Consider the following 21,105-nt stretch of genomic DNA (forward strand, 5'->3'; position numbering starts at 1 on the left):
ATATAAGCATCAGTAACTTTTGCAAAAGTCCATCATATATTCTGAAAAGCTATCATTTAAAATATGGTAGCTTTTTTTAATTTTGATGTAACATCTCAATCGAAACCAACGTCAAAAAAATCAAAACACTATGAAAAAATTTAACCTGAATATTGCCGCTTTAATTGCTATTGTATCTGTAAGTATATTTTCGTCATGCCGCTTTCATTGCGTACGTGGTTCTGGTAACATGACCACCGAGAATCGCCAGGCCGAAGAATTTACCAAGGTGAATATTGCAGGCGCTTTTAAAGTAATTTTAAAACAGGATAGTTCGCTGAAAATCAGTATCACCGGCGATGATAACCTGCTTAAATACGTATCAACCTCTGTTGAAAACGGCGAGTTACACATCAAGTCGAGAAAATCTTTTTGCGACGATCATATCGAGATCACCGTTGGCGTGCATAACCTGAAAGAAATAGGCGCATCCGGCGCGGTTGAAGTATCATCAGACGGAAAAATAAATGCCGGCGATTTTAAGTTCGACTTATCGGGTGCCACGAAGGTTAACCTTGACCTGAATGCAGCCAACGTAAAAACCGAGGGTAGCGGCATGAGCGAATTAAACCTGAAAGGGCAGGCAGCATCGCATCGCGTTGAATCAAGCGGCGCCACCAAGATTAACGGATTTGATTTTGTTGTCGGCGATTATGAAATTAATACTTCGGGTGTAAGCAACTGTAAAATCAATGTATTAAAAACGTTGAATGTGCACTCCAGCGGCGCTGCCGAAATTGAATATAAAGGTTCGCCTGCAACCGTAAATAACGATAAATCTGGCGCATCAAGCATAAAAAAAGTTGATTGATACCAACGTTAAATTGAAATACCTACCACTATCTTATCGTGAAAAAGTTTTTAAAATATGCAGCTTACGTTGTAATTGCTGTTATCTTGATTATTGTAGCAGGCGTATCATACATTACGCTTGCTTTACCTGATGTGGGTAAACCCGAAGATATTAAAGTAGAAGCCACGCCACAACGTATTGAACGTGGTAGATACCTGGCAAATCATGTAACCCTGTGTATGGATTGTCACTCTACCCGCGACTGGACAAAATTTGCCGGCCCCATGCTGGAGGGCACCGAGGGTAAGGGCGGCGAAAAGTTTACGGCGGCGGACGGTTTTCCCGGCAATGTAGAAGTGCCCAACATCACCCCGTATAATTTAGGCCGGTGGACGGATGGCGAACTGTTTCGGGCTATCACCACCGGTGTAAAAAAAGATGGTTCAGCCATCTTCCCGCTGATGCCCTGGCCATATTACTCCAAAATGGATCGTGAAGATCTTTACAGTATTATAGCCTATATCCGCTCGCTTAAACCAATAAAAGCAGATTACCCCAAAAGCACACTCGATTTTCCGTTGAATATTTTGGTACATACCATGCCGCAAAAGGCAAGTTTAGGCACACGCCCGGATGAAAAGGATACGCTGAAGTACGGCGAATACCTGGTTACCTCGGCTGCCTGTATGGAATGCCACAGCCAGGTAGATAAAGGTAAAATAATACCGGGTATGGAATATGCCGGTGGCCGCGAATTTGTAATACCAGGTTATGGTGCCGTAAAATCGTCAAATATTACATCCGATAAAGAAACCGGGCTGGGCAGCTGGACAAAAGCGCAATTTGTAAACCGCTTTAAGGTTTATGCCGACACCACCAAAGGGCCGGCGGGTGTTAAATTGCATGAATACCAATCTATTATGCCATGGTATAAATACGCCGGCTTAAAAACAAGCGACCTGGAAGCTATTTATGCCTATGTTAAAACCATTAAACCTGTTAAAAACCAGTTTGTGAAATTTGTAGCGAAGTAAGAGGAGATTAGAATTAAAGTTGCGCAACGGATTCAGGCCGAAAAGGCCCGCCACGTACGGGTTTTTGTGCGGTGGTATACGTATATTATAGTCCGGGTAAATAAAATAAGGCAGACGAAAAATCGTTAGTGGCGACCAAAAGCTTTATGTATGCAAGAGCTTTAATTAAAAATAAATTCATACTTTTGCGCCTCGAAATTTGTATAGTCCGCAAGTTATTTTCGGTCTACATTTCAATGGATCAATTAAAATACCCGGTAAAAAGATGAATATTACACAGGAAAAAGTAGATGCCCTGAATGCAGTTGTTAAGATCAATATCGATCCTGCCGATTATCAGCCACGTGTTGATAAAGCGATAAAAGAAAACGCGAAAAAAGCAAAATTACCAGGTTTTCGCCCGGGCATGGTGCCAGCATCACATATAAAAAAAATGTACGGCAAAAGTATTTTGGTTGACGAGATCAATAACCTGCTACAGGATACCTTAACCAAATATATTGAAGAGCAGGACCTGCGCGTATTAGGCCAGCCTTTGCCAAAAACTGATAACGAAAAAGAATACAACTGGGATTTTGCCGATAATTTTGAGTTCAATTATGAACTGGGTTTAGCTCCGGAATTCAATATTGACTTTTCATCAAAAGATAAAGTTACCCAATACGTAATTAAAGTTGATGACGAAACATTAGCTTCACGTATCAAAAATATTCGCCGTAGCTATGGCAAAATGACAAATCCTGACGTATCGGCAGACGATGACGTTCTTTACAGCGAATTAGTCCAGCTTTCTCCGGATGGTAGTGTTTTTGAGGGTGGAATAAGCAATACAGCATCTGTACGTTTAGACCAAATTAAAGACGAAGCCATTAAAGCTTCATTAATTGGTTTAAAAAAGGGCGATGTATTGACGTTTGATATTCAAAAAGCTTACGATAACGACGCAGCCAAGGTTGCCGGCTTATTAAAGATAGAAGAAGACGAAGCGGCCGATTTACAATCAAACTTTCAGCTAACTGTTAAAAACGTTAACCGGTTAGAAGAAGGCGATTTAAATCAGGAGTTCTTTGACAAATTATTTGGTGAAGGTGTAGTAACAACCGAAGCGGAATTTACAGCTAAAATTACCGAAGAGCTTGAAACAATGATGGTGCAGGATAGCGAACGCAAATTGCAGGACGATATCTACAAAGCAAGCATTGCTAAAGTTGACTTTAATTTACCTGACGATTTCTTGAAACGTTGGTTAAAAGCTACCAACGAAAAACTGACCACAGAAGAGCTGGAAGGCGGTTATAATGATTTTGCTCAAAACCTTAAATGGACTTTGATTGAGAACAAAATAATTACCGATAACAAAATCGAAATCAAATACGATGAGGTTTTCGCGCTTGCAAAAGTTAGGTTAGATCAGCAATTCAGAATGTATAGCCCACAGGCTATTCCTGAAGATCAGTTGGCACAATACACCGTACAATACCTGCAAAATAAAGAGAATGCTAACAAAATATTTGAAGAAGTAAAAGCATTAAAGGTGTTTGATTATATTAAAAGTGTAATCACTTTAGATAAACAAGACATCCTGTTTACTGATTTTAACAAATTGGTTTCTGAGAAATAAGGAACGCAATTTTAAGATATATTTTACCAAAAGCAACTCACAAGGTTGCTTTTGTTGTATAGGTAGGGTTGGAAGTTAAAAAGTCCGGAAGTCAGTAAAGTCGGAAAGTCCGGAAATCAGCAAAATCCGGCGGGCGAATAAATGCAAGCGTGCTACAAAACCCGATACTTTTGGTCTTCCGGATTTTCCGACTCCTTCACCGCTAAATAATTTTTACTTTGTACAAACTATCTTCCTGAAATTGTATTCAACTAAAAACTATATTTATCCGCAGTTAAAATGCCTGCATCCTAAAAATAAAACATACACAAACACCATGAGTAATAATATCGATAAAAACGAATTCAGAAAATACGCTGTTAAACATCACCGTATTAACAGCCTCTTTGTAGATAAATATCTTGGAAATTTTGATAGCCGCCGCATGCCGCAGGGCATTGCTACCACGGTACCAACCGGCATGACGCCGTACATTATTGAAGAACGCCAGCTTAACGTTGCCCAGATGGACGTGTTCTCGCGTTTGATGATGGATCGCATCATTTTCCTTGGCGATGCGATTTATGAAAATATTGCAAACATTATTCAGGCTCAATTGCTATTCCTGCAATCGGCCGATGCTAAACGCGATATCCAGATTTATATCAATTCACCTGGTGGTTCGGTTTACGCTGGCCTAGGGATTTATGATACCATGCAGTTCATTTCAAATGATGTAGCAACTATTTGTACAGGTATGGCCGCTTCAATGGGCGCTGTATTATTAGTAGCCGGTACCGAAGGTAAAAGGGCAGCGTTACCACACGCAAGGGTAATGATTCACCAGCCATCGGGCGGCGCGCAAGGTCAGCAATCAGATATTGAGATCACTTACCATGAGATCACTAAACTGAAAAAAGAATTGTACCAGATAATTGCCGATCACAGTGGCGCCTCATTCGAAAAAGTTTGGGATGCTTCAGACCGTGATTACTGGATGATTGCCGAAGAAGCCAAAGAATTTGGTATGGTAGATGAAATTTTAAGAGGAAATAAAGGGAAATAAGTTCTAAGTCAAAAGTCTTAAGTCGGGAGTTCTAAGTAATTTAAAATAAGGACTTCGGACTTAAGATTTCAGACTCAAGACTTCAATCACTTTGAAATCTCGCTCTAAATAACTAATTTTGATTAAGTAAACGAATCAGATGAATAAAAACAGTAAGGAAATCAGGTGCTCATTTTGTGGTGCCGGTAAACAGGATTCCCTGATGTTGATTGCGGGGCTCGACGCTCATATCTGTGATAAGTGCGTTAACCAGGCTAATGAAATATTAGCTGAGGAGTTAAAGGTGCGTAAAGTAAAATCGTCGCCGCTGGCGCCTGCCTTGCTTAAACCGTACGAAATCAAAACTCACCTCGATCAATATGTAATTGGTCAGGATGATGCCAAAAAGATATTATCAGTAGCCGTATATAACCATTACAAACGCCTTAACCAGCGTATTGATAAGGATGAGGTTGAGATTGAAAAATCAAACATCATTATGGTTGGCGAAACAGGTACAGGTAAAACATTGCTTGCCAAAACCATGGCAAAAATATTAAACGTTCCGTTTTGTATTTGCGATGCCACTGTACTAACCGAAGCCGGTTACGTGGGCGAGGATGTGGAAAGCATCCTGACCCGTTTATTACAGGCTGCCGATTATGATGTAACCCTTGCCGAAAAAGGCATTGTATACATTGACGAGGTTGATAAAATTGCCCGTAAAAGCGATAACGCTTCCATAACCCGCGATGTATCCGGCGAAGGTGTACAACAAGCTTTGTTGAAGATACTGGAAGGTACCATGGTTAACGTACCACCCCAGGGTGGTCGTAAACACCCCGATCAAAAAATGATTACGGTGAATACCAGCAATATCCTGTTTATATGTGGTGGTGCTTTTGACGGGATAGACCGGAAGATAGCCAACCGCCTGCGTACGCAAACAGTTGGTTATAAATTAAAGCGCGATGATGGCGAGATAGATATGAAAAATCTGTACAAGTACATCACACCGCAGGATTTGAAATCATTTGGCTTGATACCTGAGTTAATTGGCCGTTTGCCTATATTAACTTACCTGAACCCCCTTGATAGGGGAGCCTTGCGCAACATACTCACCGAGCCTAAAAACTCGTTATTAAAACAGTACAAAAAACTGTTTGAATACGAGGGAGTTAAGCTGGACTTTGAAGACGAAGTGCTGGAATTTATTGTTGATAAGGCAATGGAATTTAAGTTAGGGGCAAGGGGTTTACGCTCAATTTGTGAAGCGATTATGATAGATGCGATGTTTGAGTTTCCATCAAAAAAAGATGTGAAACGCCTGCATATCACGCTGGATTATGCCCACGAGAAATTTGAAAAATCGGATCTGAAAAAATTAAAAGTAGCTTAACCTCCCGGTAAAACCCCGAAGCTATCTTTATTGAAATAACACAGACCCTGGTGAAACGCCGGGGTTTGTTGTATCAGGTAGTTGGCAATTTTGAGTCGGCAGTTTGCAGTAAAAAAGGACTGTACACTCAAAACTGAAAACAGGCAACTGCCCACTGCAAACAGATAACTGCAAACTAATAAGGCAGCCCCAACAGGCTGCCATTGCTGGTTAAAACAAAAAATTATTTAATATGAACGAAGAATTAAATGCGAAAAAGAACCCTACCGATGCACCGGTAGTGAAAGAAGTGCAGTCGCCCGTAAAATCGGGACTGAAGACAAAGGAGGCCATTGTGGCCAACTGGTTACCACGTTACACCGGTCGCCCGCTGGAGGCTTTTGGTGATTACATTATCCTTACCAATTTCTCAAAATATATCCAACTATTTAGCCAGTGGAACGATGACGCGCCGATAATGGGCCTTGAGAAACCCATGCAAAGTGTTACTGCCAATGGCATTACCATTATTAACTTTGGCATGGGCAGCTCGGTAGCGGCAACAGTAATGGATCTTTTAACAGCCATACACCCCAAAGCGGTGATATTTTTAGGAAAGTGCGGAGGTTTAAAAAAGAGGATCGCTGTAGGCGAGCTTATACTACCCATAGCAGCAATCAGGGGCGAGGGTACATCTAACGACTATATGCCGGCCGAAGTGCCCGCACTGCCATCATTTGCCCTGCAAAAAGCCATATCAACCACTATTCGTGATTTTAGCCGCGATTACTGGACAGGTACCTGCTACACCACCAACCGACGCGTTTGGGAGCACGATAAAGTATTCAAAAAATACCTGAAAGATTTACGCGCCATGGCTGTGGATATGGAAACTGCCACCATTTTTACCACCGGCTTTGCCAACAAGATCCCTACAGGAGCACTGCTGCTGGTATCAGACCAACCAATGATCCCCGAAGGTGTAAAAACAGCCGAAAGCGACTCTGTTGTAAGCGAACAATACGTAGAAACGCATCTGAAAATCGGTATCGAATCGTTAAAGCAGTTAATCAATAATGGGTTAACGGTTAAGCACCTAAAATTTTAATTTGGTTCATTAGTTCACTTGTTCATTAGTTCATTGGTCTTTTCCGGCGGCCAAGTCTGGTGCCAATAACCCATGTCATCGCGAGCGCAGCGCGGCAACCTCGTAGCTTTGCATATAGTTTATGCTTTGGCGACGAGATTGCTTCGTACCTCGCAATGACATGGCGGGAAAATAGGTGTCGCTGTGTCATCATTCAACAATGACCTAATGACTCAATGCCCCCACAACTACCTGTTTCATCCCCTCCCTTCCATAAAACACCGGGAAATACATCATCTCGGCCTTGGCCGGGTTTAGCGTGTATTTACCATCATAACGGGGGATGAGGTTTACGGTGAAAGTATATTTGCCTTGTTTAAGCTTGCGGCAAAATACGCTCACCTTCTCCTTAAAGTATTCCCTATGAACTTCATTATTGCTCCAGGGCTGGTCCTTGCTTTCGTAAGAGCAACCTGCCGGGATGGGGATTTCTATCATTACAAAATCGGCATCGCCCTGGGCGGTAACTTCGGCTTTTAATTGTACAACTTCGCCGCCTCTCAGGTTGGTCAATTTCTTTTCCTGGCGCTCAAACCAGGTATCTACAGTAAACTCCTTGTTTACCTTTTCTGGTTTGCTGTTCCAAAATTTTTGCGAGCCGGTGATGTATACCGGTAAGCTGCCGGTTTTGCTAACACTCATATCTTGCGGATTGAACGTGGCCGAGTAGGGGAATGCGGTAATTGTTTGCGTGCTTGTTCCTTTTATGGTGATGGCCGATGGCTTAACCTGCTTATCGGTAACCAACAAATCGGGAAGGATGGTTTCCAGTATCAAAGCCGATTCGTAGGTGTTGCGCCATTCGCCGTGGCTGCGCTGTTCTAAAAAATAACCTTGTATCCTGCGCAGCAATTCGGGGTGCTTGCCCTCGGCTTTAATGATATGGTAAGCCAGTATACTCAGCTGGATGGAATTATCGAAAAAACGGTAACTGTCATCGCCCCAGTAAATATTGCCAAATAAAGTGCGGTGCTCGCGGGCATACAAACTATCCAGTTTAACAGGTAAGCCAGTTTCCTGTTTCACCAGCATCAGCCTTAATTTATCATAAGCAGATAACGGGATGCCGGTTTTTAGTTTGAAGGCTTTGTTTTCCTTTTCAACAACATCCACATATTTTTGATAGTCTACTTTTGCTTCCAGTTTATGGAGCAGCTCCAGGCAGGTGAGCTTATCTGCACCGCGATAGCTTTCCAATTGATAAACCAGGTAGTCGGTTAGTTTTTGTCTATCCATCTGGATGATATAACCTTCCTTTTGGGCATCCAGCAAAGCTTCTACCGCATGCAGGCTTATCCAAAGTTCTTCGTCGGTATCTTTCCACCAGCCCCAGGTGCCGTTGGCGCGGCGGTTTTCCTGCAGTTTTTTAATTACATCTTTAATGTTTTTCTCGTACTTAAAATCCTCGCCCAGGAATTTTCTGATCCGTTTTTCTGCTAATAAACCTTTTAATTTTGAGGCCAGCTGCTCGTTGCACAGGTACTTATAGTCGCGCAGCTTGCGGGTTTCCTCGGTAAGGGTAGGTAATACCGATGCCTCGGCCCTGAAGTTAACCGGCCCGATGGCCGGGTCGAATTTTAGGTTTACGGTGGTATCACTGTTCATCGCTTCAAATATGCCTTTGGTTTCTTCAACCCCCTGTTTTATAACAGGCACCTTGCGGCGTTCGCCATCAAAATAATCGTTATCGCGCTTAATGGTGTATTCAAAATTCAGGCTGTCGGTAGCCGAAGCAGTGATGCCCAGCGTATCTATTTTAGCGTTGGTAACCGTTATGGCATCCTGTTTTACCTGTTGCCCGTTATAAGTAAAGGTGCGGGTAAGGGTAACAGCATCGGCATTATAGTTCATTACTTTACCAATCAGTTTCATCTCGTCGCCGGCTACTGCAAATTGCGGGGCAATGAAATTGGCGCTGATGGGTTTGAATGATTTGATCTGACCATCGGCATAGCCGGATTGCTGCTGGCCATTTATTCCAACAACAAATGTGCGCCAGCTGGTAATATCGTCCGGGAATGTGGCGGTAAAACTCGCTTTGCCCTGCGCGTCGGTTGTTAATTTGGGCTGCCAGTAGGCGTAGTCGGAGAAGTTTTTACGCAGCGTTTGTTCCGCGGCTTGCTGCGTACCATCCGCGTTGGCATTGTCGGTTTTCTTTTTGGTGGTTATTACAATTACGCCGTTTGCTGCGCGCGCGCCATATATAGCTGTGGCGGCAGCAGATTTTAATACGCTCATGTTCCCAATACTGTTAGGGTCAACATTATCCATGTTATCAACAATAACACCATCAATAACAATTAATGGTTTACCATTATCTGCGGTTGCGATGCCCCTGATACTGATTTCGCGCAAAGCCGATGAGGATACAACAGACACCGAACCTGTAACACTTTCTCTGCGTTGCGTGCCATAGCCAATTACCACTACCTCGTTAAGCTGCGAGTTGTTGGTAAGCAATACGGCCTCTACAACAGTTGCCGGGTGTATGGTCATTTCTAAAGGCTGATAGCCAATGTAGTTAAACAATAATGTACCTGTGTTTGGTACTTTGATGATGAACTTTCCATTAATATCAGTTTGTACTCCTGTTCGCATGCCTTTTACTCTGACAGTGCAACCCAATACCGGCAAGCCATCATCTTTGGCTATCACCCGTCCGTACATTACATTTTTAAAATTGCTATCGTCCACATACCTGCTGTTAAATGCTTCCTTTAACTTCAAAGCATCATTATCGATGCTATAATCTTTGCGACTGTAAGCTCCCGTACGGCTGTTGATTACATTGTTGATCTGGATACTTACCGAATCTTGCTTTTGCGCAGCTATATCTACCTGGTAAAAGTTACGGCCGTATGGCTTTACTTCGATGTTGCTTTTGATATAGTAGGTGTTTTTTTCAAGGAGGAAAAACATGCGGTACTTACCGGAGGCCAATCGTCCAAAATTGGTTGTGTTGCCCTCATAAACGTTCATGAAATCGGGGTCGCCATCTTTGTAAATGATCACGTTTTTTATAAATGGTATTAGCTTGTTTTTTTGAGCAATGCTTATCAATAATAAACCCTGTTTTTCGCCAACCGGCGCATCGTTATTAAAAAGCCGCGTGGTTTGGCTCCGCAGATCAAGATAACGCGACCAGAGTTTTTCGGTTTCGGCCCTGGTGAGGGCATATTGTGTGTAATCTTCGGTAGTGAAGCCTTTAAACGTTTGCGTATTAAAGGGGTACCTGGTGCCGATACTCTTTTGCTTTAAAAGGCCGGGCTCAAAAAGGTAGGAGTAACCTGGTTCGGCAATAAATGAGCGGGTAATTTCGTCCTTGATTTTAAAGTTGGCGTTATTGTTTGCCAATGGCCCTACCAATATTTCGTTAGCATCGGTATTATTAAAGGATGGATTTAGCAGCATGATTTGGCCGTCCTGTTCAATGGTTGCCATTTTTTGCTGAAAGTTATTTACCACCCTTATCATGTGCTTGTTTAATACCATGGCTTCGTAGGTCGACAAGGTATCCGTGGCCATTTCAAACTCGGCGTTTTTATTAACCACGGTATCGGCATTTACGCTTAATATCATTTTTTTGCCTTTGCCAACAACAACATCACTAAGCCTGATCACATTATCAAACGTCCGGAACCGTAGGGTATGGTTACCCGGAATTACCGCGAAGCTATAACGCTGTAGTTGTTGTGCCTGGCTAAAATAAACCGGGATGCCGTCAATATACAGGATATGCACTGGGACTATGGCGCCGTTTTTTACTACAAACGGAGCTATTTGGGTAACGCTGTCGGGCGCCGGCTCTTGAATTTTATAGGTTGTTGCGGGGTGGGTGAACTGAAAATAAGTAATACTATCTAACCCCATATCTTTACTCCAGCGCTGCCAGTTAAGGGGTAACCAACCGTCTTTCTCCATCAGTTGCAAATTGGCAAAGGGTTTGGTAACCGCGCTTTTATAAGCCTTGCCCAGGTAAGGCACAAAGGGCGCAGCATAGTTTGGAAATTTGCGGGTGAGCGCCCACGCTGTGATATCTACTCCGGCCACGGCTTTGCCCAATACATCCTTAACTTCAATCTCGGTTTTTACCTGCTGGCCGGGGTATACGGTTATGGGCTGTTTAACTTTAATATCCAGCAATTTGTCTTTGTAAGGAATAGCCAGGCCGGTGTACCGGTTTTCGCCGCCCCAAATGTAGCTTAAAACAAAAACTACCGGGTCTTTATTGGTATATCTCTTTTTATAAACAAGGTTGTAGGCATCGTCGGCATCAACCTGTTTGTTATTGTTAAGCAACCAATACCAAAAGTGAATATGGTGCGGGTTGCTCACCTTTACAAATAACGAATCGGCGGTTTGGTAGCCTGTGAAACTAACATCGCTTTGCAACTGCTGCACGCCTATTTCAATGGCGGCACTATCGGCTTCAACAAAGTAGCTCCGGTTGTTTGGGTTAACAATAACAGCTGTCGGTAAGGTAACATTCAACCGCGAAATGGTATCGCCATTAAAATTTATCGCCTTTATGCGGGCGGGCAAACTGATTGTTTTGCCCTTAAATAATGGCGTTATCTTTAACGAATCATTCACATACTCGTACTTTAGTTTATAGTTTTTGTACTTAAAATAAAGATATTCTGTTTCATAATGGCGCTCATTGTCTGAGTTTAACAGCACGGCCTGCATCGTATAGTTAATGTCGGCCTTCTGGAAGATAGAATCGGGTATGGTTACCTTTGTTTCGCCAATGGCATCAAGCGTTACCCGGTGTGTCCAAAGGGTATCGGGCACAAATATTTTTCCTGCTTTAAATTGTGTTACGCCGTTGGTTACCAGTGTCATTGCCACACGTCCGTCGGGTAGGGGCAGGTCGTTTTCATCTGTCGCCTTTAGGTAAACAGAAACCGGGCTGCCCGGTTCATGCTCTTTTTTATCTGTACGAACGTTAAATGTGGTCGATTTTAGCTCGTATTCCTCGTAATTAAACTTGCCCGCTATAAATGTTTTACGCATAGCCCATAATTTGCGGTCGTCATCGTCATCATATTTATCCAGGTCGTATTTGGCGCTTGATGGATCGTCGAGGGTTATGTAATATTCCTGGTCAAAGCTAAGGTCCAGGCTATCTTTCAAAACAAAACTATATTCAAAGGCGCCTTTTCGGTAGCAGTCAACATAGCCCAATATTTTACCATTATCGTCAGCATGTTTTTGTATTCGTACCAGCAGGCGCTTATCATCAATTGCAGCTCTTGATTTCCGGTCGATGATAAATGCTTTTAGTTTTACGGTATCCAAAGGTTTATACATCGGCTTATTAAAAGCTATAAAGCCGGTATATTTTTTGTTTTCGTAAAAGCGGTTCTCAAACCTGTAATCGCGGTCGCTTTCATCTTTTTTAAGCCATCTTTTTAACCTGTACCACTTAGCATCAAACCATCGCTTGCTTAAAAAAGCGATACTGTTACGGTTTTGTTTAAGCTGATAATAATTGGTTACGCCGCCATATTCGGCTTTTATCAAAACGGAATTTTTTAGTTTAGTATGATAAAGATTGGTTTTTTGATCAAGGCTGATGCTACTGCCATGCGTGCTAACAACAGCGTTAGTGATTGCATTACCAAGCTTATCGGTAAGGGAGAAGCTTAGGTCCTGGTTGTTTTTTATTACCTTCAAATAAGCCGAATGCATTTCAATCAGCTTATACTTCAGCTGATTTTTTTCGGCATAAACCTTTAAATAGTTACCCGGCAGAAGGTTATTTTTCCAGTTGTCGTCGGTTTTAAACGAATCTACCGGGTGCTGCAATATTTTTTCATTGGGATCTTTATCCGGGTATTTATAAAACATCAATACATCGTCCGGCGAAATTTTGTAGATGTAGGTATAAAAACTGCTTTGCCTGCTGGGTGTAAGCAGTTTTTGCGCAAATAAATGGCCTGCAAAAAAAACTGTGATCAGGATAAGCAATAAGGTTTTTTTATAAAGTGATAACATAGTGATGAAATTAAAGTCTAAAGTTTTAAGTCGGAAGTATTGAGTCCTAAGTTCTAAGTCTAAAGTGAATAAACTAACTTTTTTAACTCACCACTCAGAACTCAAAACTCACTACTCCCACAAGATGCACATCTATTTACTTTTCCATAAAGAAAGTTCAGTTTATAAAAACTATTTTTGAGGCGTAATCCCGCTTAGTACACCGGATTAGTAGATATTAAATTTATGTGGCATAATAATATATTAGATACCATTGGCAACACGCCGCTGGTGAGGTTAAATAAAGTAACAAAGGACATTCCTGCAACGGTTTTGGCCAAAATTGAAACAACCAATCCTGGTAATTCCATCAAGGACCGTATGGCCCTTAAAATGATTGAGGATGCCGAAAAAAGCGGCAAACTTAAACCCGGCGGTACCATTATTGAAGGTACATCGGGCAATACAGGTATGGGCCTGGCTATTGCGGCGGTGATAAAAGGCTACAAGTGCATTTTTACCAGTACCGATAAGCAATCGAAGGAAAAATTTGATGCCTTGCGTGCCTTTGGCGCCGAGGTGATTGTTTGCCCAACCAATGTGGAGCCCGAAGATCCAAGGTCATACTACTCGGTATCGTCCCGTTTAGAGCGCGAGGTGCCAAACTCCTGGAAGCCCAACCAGTACGATAACCTGAGCAACTCGCAGGCGCACTACGAACAAACCGGCCCCGAAATTTGGGAGCAAACCGGGGGCAAAATCACGCACCTCGTTGCAGGTGTAGGCACCGGCGGTACCATATCCGGTACAGCGCGTTACCTTAAAGAAATGAACCCCAACATCAAGGTGCTGGGTATTGATACCTACGGCTCGGTATTTAAAAAATACAAAGAGACCGGCGATTTTGACAAAAACGAAATTTACCCTTACATCACCGAAGGCATTGGCGAAGATTTTTTACCGCAAAACGTTGATTTTAGCCTGATAGACCACTTTGAAAAAGTAACCGATAAAGACGCCGCCTTAATGACCCGCGAGGTTGCCCGTAAAGAAGGCATCTTTGCAGGTAACTCCACCGGATCGGCCGTGGCCGGGGTGATTCAGATGAAGGATATGTTTAAAGAAGGCGATGTAGTGGTGATCATTTTCCCCGACCATGGTACCCGCTACCTGGGTAAAATGTATAACGACGACTGGCTGCGCGACCGCGGTTTCCTGAAAGATGGCAAACTTACCGCCCGCGACATCATCAGCAAAAAAGATGTACAGGAAATTATCACCATCGACTGCGAAAAATCGGTGCTGGAAGCTATCAATACTATCAAATCGCTGAATATCTCGCAAATTCCGGTTACCCAAAAAGGTATGGTAATAGGCAAGATCACCGAAAGCGATATCCTGAATTCGCTGTTAGAGAACCCATCCATCAAATCGCAGCCGGTTAAAAATATTACCACCGCGCCGTTCCCGTTTGTTGATCTGAATACCTCTATCGACCGTATCTCGGGTATGATCAATAAGGATAACATTGCCGTACTGGTTGAAAGCGAAGACGGTAAAATTGAGATTATTACGCAGTATGATATTATAAACGCGATATCGGCTTAGATTGGATAGTATCAAGTAGTTAGTATCAAGTAGTAAGATTTTTTGAAGGTGTTATGCTTAGGCATGGCACCTTTTTTAGTTTATATTTGGGTATGAAATATCTGCTTATATGTCTTCTATTCTGTCCTTTATTTTCTTTTGCTCAACAAAAGGATAAAGAAGTGACTGCGTTTTGGAGAACAGAAATAAAAAAAGCACTTGCCAATAAAAAAAATCAACGGGTAGTTGATATGGTTATCCCGGATTCTGCCACGGCTGTTGTTGTTGCAGAGCCTATTTTATTTAAAGTTTATGGCAAGGATGAGATATTGGGCGAAAAGCCCTACAAAGTTAATTCTGTTGATGGCTACTGGGTGTTGACAGGAACCTTGCCCGAGGGATATGTCGGCGGCACATTTGTTATAATTATGGCTGCTAAAGACGCTAGAGTGATTAAATTAATTCATTATAAATAAGTTAATTAGTTATATTCTGTCATCTTTCTCCGAACCAATTTTTAATGTTCACATCATAAAAATTAAAACCGATGTCGATGGTTATCTATGACCCTGAATATTTGGAGCAAGCACACCGGGCTTCTATTTTTCATAAAACCCAAATAGAGCAGAGTGATATTTGCGGATGTTTTTATTGCCTGGGAATTTTTTATCCCGATGGAATACTGGAATGGACTGATCAAGGAAATTCAGCAGGAGAGACAGCATGGTGCCCGTTATGCGCAATGGATACAGTGATAGGTTCAGCATCGGGGTTTCCGGTAACCGACAGGGACTTTTTGATACAAATGAACGCAAAGTGGTTCTCTTCGGATGATGACGACGAAGCTGATGAATAGTAATAATAGTAACAAAAATTGCCGCTTGGTAACTTCGCTAACCTTATTTTAAAGCCTTAGTAACCTCTTGTGATGTAAGTACGGTCAGTTTCATCCAAACGGGTGTGGTGGGGTAGCCGTTCTTGTCAACAGTTACGGCGGTTACCTGGTCTATCAGTTCAATGCCTTTTACTATTTCGCCAAAAACGGTATAGTGCCCATCAAGAAAAGGCGTTCCGCCAGCTGTGCGGTAAGCGTTGCGCTGTGCTTCGCTAAAGTGGGTGTTGTACTTTTTTTCGATGGCATCCAACTCGTCGTTGGTCCAGGTGCGGCCGTCTACAATGTAAAACTGGGTGGTGTATGACGATTCGGTTTTGTTGGCATCCCGGCCCATGGCCATTACTCCCCGGCGATGGTATAAATCGGCTATAAACTCAGGCGCTATCCATTTCATTTCGGGCTTTAAGGTGCGCCCTTTGTCATATAACGAATCCGGGTCGCCGCCTTGTATCACAAAACCTTTCAGTATCCGGTTAAAGGTGGTAGCATCAAAATAATGGCTTTTAACCAGTTTTATGAAATTATCGCGGTGCACCGGTGTTTGGTTGTACAGTTTTACAATACACCATCCCTGTGGCGTTTCTATTTTTACATACGTGTTTTTTGGCTGCGCAAAGGCACCCAGGCATAAGCATAACAACACGGCAAACAGGAGTAGTGATCTTTTCAAGTTGATAAAGTTTACAGAAACCAATAAGCATGGTTTGCTGCTGACTAATTTAATTAAAACTGTGCTTTCGCCGGCAATTTATTTTAACGCCTTATACTTATAAAATAATCCAGCCTTTCAATAGCGCCTAAGCGGCGGCATGTTGCTAAATGTAAATGGTATTTGGTTATATTTACGCACCGGGCAAAAGGGGCCGGTAAACCAATATAACCGGGAACAGCAGGAAGGAGGCTTGTTCCAAATTACCGAAAAATCAACCTTTAACAGGTTCAGCTATGAAAAAATATGCGTTGTTTTCCATTATGATTGTTTGCGTTACGTTTTGCTGTTTTAACAGTTTTGCCGCCGGCGTTGATACCCTGGATATTTATAGCCAGGTAATGCAAAAGACGATTAAGGCCGCTGTGGTGCTGCCCCAATCATACAAAACCACCCAACAAAACTACCCCGTGATTTACCTGCTGCATGGCGGCCAGGGCAATTACCGCGACTGGCTATCAAAAACCGACGATAAAATGCTGCTGCACAAACTTGCCGACCAGTATAATTTTATCATTGTTACGCCCGATGCYGGGCTGATGAGCTATTACTTTGATAGCCCCCTGGATAAAGGCAGCCAATACGAAACTTTTATAACCAAAGAACTAATAGCAAAAATAGATGGCACTTACCACACCATAAAAGACAGGAAGGGGAGGGTTATAGCCGGCCTATCAATGGGCGGCCACGGCGCTATGTATCTATCGGCACGCCACCCCGAATTGTATTGTGCCGCCGGTAGCATGAGCGGCGTAATGGACATTAACACCGCCACCTGGACAGTGCCGGCCGAATTTGCCCAATTGCGCAATAAAAATTTTGAACATTTGCTTGGCCCGCCCAAAGATGCCGCCAACCCATACCGCGAATACTCTGCCGTGGGGCTGGCCTATAAAATGAAAGCCAACGATGTGAAGCTGATTTTTGATTGCGGGTTTGACGACATCATGATTAAACCCAACCGCGAACTGCACCAACTGTTATTAGCCAACGGAACGCCCCACGAATACACCGAACGCCCCGGCAAACACGAATGGCCCTACTGGAGCAACGCCGTAGCTTACCAGTTCCTTTTCTTCCAAAAAGTGATGAGTAGTATTAAGTAGTATCAAGTAGTGCGTATCAAGATTTTTGATTTTCGGATTCAAGGATACAATTGCAGCGGTCTTGATACTTGATACTCGCTACTTGATACTAAATGGCCCACCATATTTCTTATTAGGTAACTCCTTTTCGCATTAAACTTTAAAAGGCTTGCAAATGCTAAATTTAATCGTAACTTTCATCATACTTTCACACCCTCCTCACAAGATTTTTTTTAAATCCTAAGGCTCTTTAATTTCATTTTATGCTCGCAGCGGATCCCCATCATATTATTGCCATTGGCGCATCTGCCGGCGGTATGGATGAAATTAACTTGTTTTTTGACCATACCCCATTAGATGGGGTATCGTACGTAATTATCCAGCACCTATCGCCCGATTTTAAAAGCCGGATGGTTGAGTTATTGGCCAGGCATAGCAAGCTGGTGGTAAAAGAGGCCCAAAATGGCGTTACCGTAAAAAGTAATGAGGTGTACCTGATACCACATGATCAGTTTATGACCATTCATGATGGCACACTGGTGTTAACAGAAAAAGCAAAGCATCCCGGCCCGCACCTCACTATTGATCTTTTTTTTAACTCGCTGGCCGATAATAGCGGCACCAAAGCCATAGGGGTAATACTTTCGGGTCTGGGCCGCGATGGGACAGAGGGAGTTAAAGCTATTAAAAAAGGCGGCGGAATGGTGATGGCCCGCAACCCCGAAACTACAGCTTTTGGTAGTATGCCATCGCACGCTATCGCTACCGGCATGGTCGATTTTATTTTAGAGCCCGAACTTATGCCGGCCGCAATTGAAGAATACGTAAAGCATGAACAGGAGCTATTAGCAGATGAAGAGGAGGACGAAAAAAACATCGCCGAAATTATAGCGTTGATAAAAGAAAAATCGCCGCTTGATTTTTCGGATTATAAACTGAGTACCATCCTCAGGCGTACCAAAAGGCGCGCATCCAATAAAAACTACTCGTCGCTTGCCAGCTATCTTGATTTTTTAAAAACATCGCCCGATGAGGTAGAAGCCCTGGGTAAGGATTTCCTGATCAGTGTAACTTCGTTTTTCAGGGATAAAGAGGCGTTTGAATTTATCAAGAGCGACATATTGCCCGATTTGCTGGGAAAGCTTACCGCAGGCGAAGAATTAAAAATGTGGATAGCCGGCTGCGCCACAGGCGAAGAGGTTTATTCGATAGCCATTTTAATTGCCGAACACCTCAACGGCAATTTTGCAAACGTAGCAGTAAAACTGTTTGCCACCGATATCGACGGTGTTGCCATGGCCCACGCTGCTAAGGGAGTTTACAACCATGCTATAAAGAAAGATATATCGGCAGAGCGGCTGCAAAACTATTTTATTAAAGAAAAAACAGGCTACCGGGTTACACCGGCTATTCGTAAGATGGTGATTTTTGCCCAGCACGACCTGGTGAAAAACCCGCCGTATTGCAATATGCACCTGATTACCTGCCGCAACCTCCTCATTTACATGACGCCGGTACTGCAAAAGAAAATATATACGATGCTGCTGTTCGGGCTAAAAATTAATGGGTACCTGTTTTTAGGATCGAGCGAGAGCCCAATGCCTATTATTAAGGACCTGGAAGTGGTAAATAAAAAATGGAAGATATACAAAAACCTGAAGGCCAAACGGGGCGTCAGTTTCGACGCGTTTTCGCTGCCCGAGTTACTGGATATCAAACGCACACCTGCAAAATTTTTGCCCGAAGATACCGGCAATGCCAATAACGCGCTATCTGAGCATATGCACACCCTGCTTGCCAAAGATATGGGCTACCTGGCCGTTTGCATTAATGAGGCCAATAATGTGGTAAAATCATATGGGGATACTTCCAGGTTTTTGCTGCAGCAAAACTTTAATTTAAACCTTGCCGAGCTATTGCCCAAACCACTTGCCATTGCATTCAACGCGTTAAAAATTGATGCCCTAAAAACAAACGAGAAGGTTAGTATTAGCGGTGTTAAAATTAAATACGGCAAAAAAATAATTAAGGTAAACCTGGCGGTTATCCCGCTGATACCTAAAAAAGGCGATCAGCCCCTGTTGTTGGTAACCTTTATGCAGGATACTAAGGTGAGCACTGCCACGACCACCGATAAAGCATTTGACGAGAAAATTTATCATGACAAATACACCACCAACCTGGAAGAAGAATTAAAGGAGCTAAAGTTTAAGCTTAACTCGGCTTACGAAAGGCTGGATGCCTCAAACGAAAATATGCAATCCTTTAACGAGGAGCTGATATCTGCCAACGAGGAGATGCAGAGTACCAATGAAGAAATGGAATCGGTGAACGAAGAGTTGCATACCATCAATTCAGATTACCAGTTAAAAAATAAAGAGTTGCTGGAAACCAACGACGACCTGAACAATTATTTCAGGAGTAACATAAATGGCCAGTTGTTTATTAATAATAGCCTGGAGCTGATGAAGTTTTCGCCGGGTACCGTAAAGCAAATTAACCTGTTGGAAACCGACATAGGGCGGCCGCTGAGCAATATATCAACCAATATTAAATTTGAAACTATTATTGATGATGTAAAAAAGGTGCTTCACGATGGCAGCGTAATCACCAAAGAGATTGAAACCAACAATGGCAAATGGTACCAGATTATGACCATGCCTTACGTGCAACAATCTGATAATAAGCGGAATGGCGCTATTATTACCTTTAACGATATTACCGAATTAAAAGGCATTCAGCAGGAATTAAATATCAGCAACAATATGCTGGGAATGGCCATCGATTCAACGGAGATGGGTACCTGGACTATAGATATTAAAACCCGCCGCTTTACCCCATCAGCCCGCCTTAAAACAATGTTTGGCTTTTACCCAAGTGAGGCTATGAGTTATGAAGATGCGATAGCCCAGGTTGTAGAAAAATACCGGCATGTAGTAACCGAAGCGGTAGAAATCGCTATTAGCACCGGTGCTAAATGTGATGTGGAGTACCCCCTTCACGGTTTTCACGACAAAAAACTGCGCTGGGTACGCGGGATTGGAAACCTTGCATTGGATAATGATGGCAAACCAACCTATTTTACCGGCCTGTTGCTTGACATAACTATTTTTAAACTGGACGAGCTCCGTAAAAATGATTTTATAGCCATGGCAAGCCACGAATTAAAAACACCACTTACCGCGATACAGGGATATGTGCAAATGTTAAATTTAAGAGCCAAAAAAATCAGTGATGATTTTGCAGTTACATACCTGGCCAAAGCCAATAACCAGGTAAAAAAGATGACATCGCTGATTAATGGTTTTTTAAATGCATCAAGTTTTGAAGCAGGTAAAATTTACCTGAACGAAGAAACTTTCGAGATGAATACCTTATTGGACGAAGTTGTTGAAGAACTGTTATTAACAACCAATACGCACCAGGTGAGCGTAATTCGCGGTACTGTTATCTCAATCAGGGCCGATAGGGACAAGATAGGCCAGGTGATCAGTAATTTTTTAAGTAACGCGGTAAAATATTCGCCCAAGGGTGGCAGCATAAAGCTGTACTGTCAGCAATTTGATAATATGTTGCATGTTAGCGTTAAAGATGAGGGCATAGGCATTAACCCCGAGGATCAGGAAAAACTTTTTGACCGTTATTACCGGATCGAAAATCCGAATACGGTAAGTATCTCGGGTTTTGGACTGGGCCTTTACCTATCGGCTGAAATTATTCAAAGGCATAAAGGCAAAGTATGGTCAGAAAGTGTATTGGGTGAAGGATCTACTTTTTACTTTAGCCTGCCGTTGGCAACTGTGCTAAACTGATG

General features: G+C 42.7%; 13 protein-coding genes. 11 read left to right on the forward strand and 2 right to left on the reverse strand.

Annotated elements, in window-relative coordinates:
* The first annotated feature begins 130 nt into the window (after positions 1-130).
* The 6 genes from AC1DU2_RS20510 to AC1DU2_RS20535 all read left to right on the forward strand — a co-directional run bounded on the left by AC1DU2_RS20510 (position 131) and on the right by AC1DU2_RS20535 (position 6,997).
* The gene (locus AC1DU2_RS20510; protein ID WP_477386456.1) at positions 131-850 is read left to right on the forward strand and encodes a head GIN domain-containing protein; all 720 of its coding nucleotides are present in this window, start codon (positions 131-133) and stop codon (positions 848-850) included.
* Positions 851-888: 38 nt separating this feature from the next.
* Positions 889-1,866: a c-type cytochrome gene (locus tag AC1DU2_RS20515; RefSeq protein WP_477386458.1), complete on the forward strand. Its 978-nt coding sequence runs from the start codon at positions 889-891 to the stop codon at positions 1,864-1,866.
* A 265-nt stretch (positions 1,867-2,131) separates the two neighbouring features.
* A complete protein-coding gene (tig, locus tag AC1DU2_RS20520) occupies positions 2,132-3,487 on the forward strand; it encodes a trigger factor (protein WP_477363608.1) in 1,356 nt (451 codons plus the stop codon).
* A gap of 316 nt (positions 3,488-3,803) precedes the next feature.
* Positions 3,804-4,532: an ATP-dependent Clp protease proteolytic subunit gene (locus tag AC1DU2_RS20525; RefSeq protein WP_090649479.1), complete on the forward strand. Its 729-nt coding sequence runs from the start codon at positions 3,804-3,806 to the stop codon at positions 4,530-4,532.
* 139 nt (positions 4,533-4,671) lie between these two features.
* Positions 4,672-5,910, forward strand: coding sequence for an ATP-dependent Clp protease ATP-binding subunit ClpX (clpX, locus tag AC1DU2_RS20530; RefSeq protein ID WP_477363605.1), 1,239 nt, complete (start codon positions 4,672-4,674; stop codon positions 5,908-5,910).
* A 232-nt stretch (positions 5,911-6,142) separates the two neighbouring features.
* The gene (locus AC1DU2_RS20535; RefSeq protein ID WP_147059034.1) at positions 6,143-6,997 is read left to right on the forward strand and encodes an AMP nucleosidase; all 855 of its coding nucleotides are present in this window, start codon (positions 6,143-6,145) and stop codon (positions 6,995-6,997) included.
* A gap of 204 nt (positions 6,998-7,201) precedes the next feature.
* Here the strand turns inward: AC1DU2_RS20535 and AC1DU2_RS20540 are convergent, their stop codons facing one another.
* Complete coding sequence (locus AC1DU2_RS20540; RefSeq protein WP_477386460.1) at positions 7,202-13,036, reverse strand: alpha-2-macroglobulin family protein; 5,835 nt, start codon at positions 13,034-13,036, stop codon at positions 7,202-7,204.
* Between the two features lie 225 nt (positions 13,037-13,261).
* Between AC1DU2_RS20540 and AC1DU2_RS20545 the strand changes: the two genes are divergently transcribed.
* The 3 genes from AC1DU2_RS20545 to AC1DU2_RS20555 all read left to right on the forward strand — a co-directional run bounded on the left by AC1DU2_RS20545 (position 13,262) and on the right by AC1DU2_RS20555 (position 15,458).
* Positions 13,262-14,623 (forward strand): pyridoxal-phosphate dependent enzyme, encoded by a 1,362-nt coding sequence (locus AC1DU2_RS20545; protein WP_477386462.1) that lies wholly within the window; start codon positions 13,262-13,264, stop codon positions 14,621-14,623.
* A gap of 92 nt (positions 14,624-14,715) precedes the next feature.
* Positions 14,716-15,078 (forward strand): NTF2 fold immunity protein, encoded by a 363-nt coding sequence (locus AC1DU2_RS20550; protein ID WP_477386464.1) that lies wholly within the window; start codon positions 14,716-14,718, stop codon positions 15,076-15,078.
* 71 nt (positions 15,079-15,149) lie between these two features.
* Complete coding sequence (locus tag AC1DU2_RS20555) at positions 15,150-15,458, forward strand: hypothetical protein (RefSeq protein ID WP_477386466.1); 309 nt, start codon at positions 15,150-15,152, stop codon at positions 15,456-15,458.
* 43 nt (positions 15,459-15,501) lie between these two features.
* On the opposite strand, the gene AC1DU2_RS20560 is transcribed toward AC1DU2_RS20555, so the two are convergent.
* Entirely contained in the window at positions 15,502-16,167 is a 666-nt protein-coding gene (locus AC1DU2_RS20560; protein ID WP_477386468.1) for a peptidylprolyl isomerase, read from the reverse strand.
* Between the two features lie 275 nt (positions 16,168-16,442).
* On the opposite strand from AC1DU2_RS20560, the gene AC1DU2_RS20565 reads away from it, so the two are divergent.
* Positions 16,443-17,312 (forward strand): alpha/beta hydrolase, encoded by an 870-nt coding sequence (locus AC1DU2_RS20565; protein ID WP_477386470.1) that lies wholly within the window; start codon positions 16,443-16,445, stop codon positions 17,310-17,312.
* Positions 17,313-17,554: 242 nt separating this feature from the next.
* Positions 17,555-21,103, forward strand: a complete 3,549-nt coding sequence (locus AC1DU2_RS20570; protein WP_477386472.1) for a chemotaxis protein CheB — start codon at positions 17,555-17,557, stop codon at positions 21,101-21,103.
* The last annotated feature ends 2 nt before the right edge of the window (positions 21,104-21,105 follow it).

This window comes from Mucilaginibacter sp. P4_C11 (genome assembly GCF_056402115.1).

Bases quoted from the DNA above. Each gene is read 5' to 3' on its own strand.
- AC1DU2_RS20510 (WP_477386456.1), top strand. From the start codon at position 131: ATGAAAAAATTTAACCTGAATATTGCCGCTTTAATTGCTATTGTATCT.
- tig (WP_477363608.1), top strand. From the start codon at position 2,132: ATGAATATTACACAGGAAAAAGTAGATGCCCTGAATGCAGTTGTTAAG.
- AC1DU2_RS20525 (WP_090649479.1), top strand. From the start codon at position 3,804: ATGAGTAATAATATCGATAAAAACGAATTCAGAAAATACGCTGTTAAA.
- clpX (WP_477363605.1), top strand. From the start codon at position 4,672: ATGAATAAAAACAGTAAGGAAATCAGGTGCTCATTTTGTGGTGCCGGT.
- AC1DU2_RS20535 (WP_147059034.1), top strand. From the start codon at position 6,143: ATGAACGAAGAATTAAATGCGAAAAAGAACCCTACCGATGCACCGGTA.
- AC1DU2_RS20540 (WP_477386460.1), bottom strand. From the start codon at position 13,036: ATGTTATCACTTTATAAAAAAACCTTATTGCTTATCCTGATCACAGTT.
- AC1DU2_RS20545 (WP_477386462.1), top strand. From the start codon at position 13,262: ATGTGGCATAATAATATATTAGATACCATTGGCAACACGCCGCTGGTG.
- AC1DU2_RS20550 (WP_477386464.1), top strand. From the start codon at position 14,716: ATGAAATATCTGCTTATATGTCTTCTATTCTGTCCTTTATTTTCTTTT.
- AC1DU2_RS20555 (WP_477386466.1), top strand. From the start codon at position 15,150: ATGTCGATGGTTATCTATGACCCTGAATATTTGGAGCAAGCACACCGG.
- AC1DU2_RS20570 (WP_477386472.1), top strand. From the start codon at position 17,555: ATGCTCGCAGCGGATCCCCATCATATTATTGCCATTGGCGCATCTGCC.